This window comes from Rhizobium sp. 42MFCr.1 (assembly GCF_000377185.1).
Taxonomy (GTDB): domain Bacteria; phylum Pseudomonadota; class Alphaproteobacteria; order Rhizobiales; family Rhizobiaceae; genus Rhizobium; species Rhizobium altiplani.
On record NZ_KB897899.1, the window covers coordinates 1 to 2430 of the forward strand.

1 protein-coding gene is annotated in these 2430 nt (G+C 60.4%); it reads right to left on the bottom strand.

What is annotated here, in order from left to right; translation table 11 throughout:
• Positions 1 to 96: 96 nt before the first annotated feature.
• Positions 97 to 2037: a M23 family metallopeptidase gene (locus tag C934_RS0131450; RefSeq protein ID WP_018860468.1), complete on the bottom strand. Its 1941-nt coding sequence runs from the start codon at positions 2035 to 2037 to the stop codon at positions 97 to 99.
• Positions 2038 to 2430: the final 393 nt, after the last annotated feature.

The window sequence follows — 2430 nt, forward strand, 5'->3', positions numbered from 1 at the left end:
AAAACAACCAACGTCCAAAAAACAAACCCGCCGAAAATATCGACGGGTTCGTCAGCAGTCTGAATGGCGGCCCCGGGCCGCCATTTTTGATGGACGCTACTTGCTTGCCACTTGTGGCGGCGGCTGGTTGCCGAGGAGGGTGTCGATGCGCTGCCGCTCGTCCTCGAATTTTGCCAACGCCTCACCCTTCAACGACTTGCCGCCTGGCAGGCGCACGCGCAGCGGATCGACCTTGGTGCCGTTGACGATCATCTCGTAGTGCAGATGCGGACCGGTGGATTCGCCGGTCGTTCCAACCCAGCCGATTACCTGGCCCTGACGTACCTTGGAGCCGGGAACGACGCCCTTGGCGATGGCGCTCTGGTGATTGTAGGAGGATTCGTAACCGTTGGCGTGGCGGACGATGGTCTGGTTGCCATAACCGCCGGAATCCCAGCCGGCCTTCTCGACCGTTCCGTTGCCGACTGCGATAATCGCCGTGCCGCGCGGTGCCGCCCAATCGACGCCCGTATGCATGCGGGCAAAGCCCAGGATCGGGTGCCGGCGCATGCCGAAGCCTGACTTGAAGATGCCGTTCGGAACGGGATTGCGCAGCAGGAATTGCCGAATGCTCTTGCCGTCCTGATCGAAGTAGTCGATCGACCCATCTTCCGCATCCTGGAAGCGGTAGAAGCGGGTCTGTGTGTCGCCGAAACGCGCGTTCACATAGAGAAGCTCGGAATCCTCCGTTGCCTGACCGCTGGAATCGGCGACGGAAAAGAAGGCTTCCAGCGTGTCGGTCGGCCGCAGCTCCGCCTGGAAATCGACGCTGCTTGCCAGCAGCTTGATGATCAGGGCGGTCATGTCCTTGGTCATGCCGTAGGACAGTGCGGCACGATAAATGCCGTCATAGACGCGTGGCAGATTCTGGTTGGACGGGACCGATGTCGAATTGTCGTCGAAGGCGGTAGTGACTGCGTCGATCTCAGGTGGTTCACGGCCGGCCACGAACCGATCGTGGTCGTCAAGCGCCACGGTGACAAGATGGCGCGTGCCGCGATAGATGCTGGCGCGGATGATCTTTGCTTGTTCGCCTTTCTGCAGGATGCCGATGCGCAACACATCGCCCTTGGAGAGGTCGTCCGATCCGATCATCGGTGAGAGGTAGCCTGCCAGCCCCTTGGCCTGCAGTTCGGGATAGCCCGAGTCCGTCATCGCCTTGATGATCGAGGTCGACTGGCGCACCGGGATGATGTCGTCGGCGAATTCCTCGGTCTGCGGCGTGATCGATTCCGGTGCGGAGACCGTCATGTTCTGCTCGAGGACGCGCGCCGTCAGGCCGGCTGTCAGGTCAACGTCGTTATCGTCGTTGGAGAAGCGGCGTGGGTCGACATAGTAGAGTGCTGCCACTTGGGCGGCGCCGTCGGTCAGGATTGAGCCGTTGGAGCGCACATTCTCCTCGATCTCGTCGAGCGTCATGCCGGGCGCCACCTGGAGATCGGATCTCGTCGTGGGATAGGCCACGGTCTTCAAGCTGACTTCGGACTCCACGTCTGAACCGTAGATCTGCCCGGTGCGAACGGTCGGCTGCGCGTCCGGCTCGTCCGCCGAGAAGATCGTCAGCGGATTGAAGCTCGGATAGTCCTCCGTCGCGACGTGGTTGGCGGCAAGCGTCATCTTCACACGCGCGAAGGGCTGCCGGCGGACGACCTCCTTGTCGCCCTCGTGCACGACGGTCGAGACTTCCATGATCTTGCGGTCCGACGGCTTGGCGGCAATCGCGGCTGCAATCAAACGGCTGCCGCGCGTTACATCAGTATCTGCGTTGGCTTCGGCATTGATATTGGCGTAGGCCTCGGCGGGAATCGCCAACTGCTGGCGGCCGTCGAGTGCCGCAAACAGCGCCACGCCCATCAGCACGCTCGAGGTAATGCCGGTGAGGAACGTACCCGAAAGCCAACGCAATGAAACCTCGCGGCGGTCGGGCGCGCGTCTGCCATCAGCGAGAAGCGGCGGCTCGTTGCCGAACGAGCGGATCATCATCTTCTCCGTCATCATGGCAGGTGGATCCGCGTCCTTTCGGTAGGCTTTCTCGGGCAGCTCTAGCTGGCGCCGAAAAGTGCATAGTTTGCCAATAGAAGTCAAATGGGACGCCTGCGCGCACCCAAATGATCAGCCCTTGAGACCATCCGATTGTGAAGATGTGAGGGCGAAGGATCTCGTCATCGGATTTTTGCGCGCTATTTCCCGACAAATGACCCGGCTATCGGCGCGATCCAAGGGGACAAAAGCGCCACTTGGAAAATCGCTCTTAGAATTCAATGCGATGCAAGAATTCTCGTTTTTTTTGAAAACGGCTGTTGACTTAGAAAAGGGGTAGGATCTATAAGCCCCCTCACTGAACGAGGGCGGCGGCGCTGCTGGCGACGAAGTCCTTCGCTCTCAAGTTTC

Bases quoted from the DNA above. Each gene is read 5' to 3' on its own strand.
- C934_RS0131450 (WP_018860468.1), bottom strand. From the start codon at position 2,037: ATGATGACGGAGAAGATGATGATCCGCTCGTTCGGCAACGAGCCGCCG.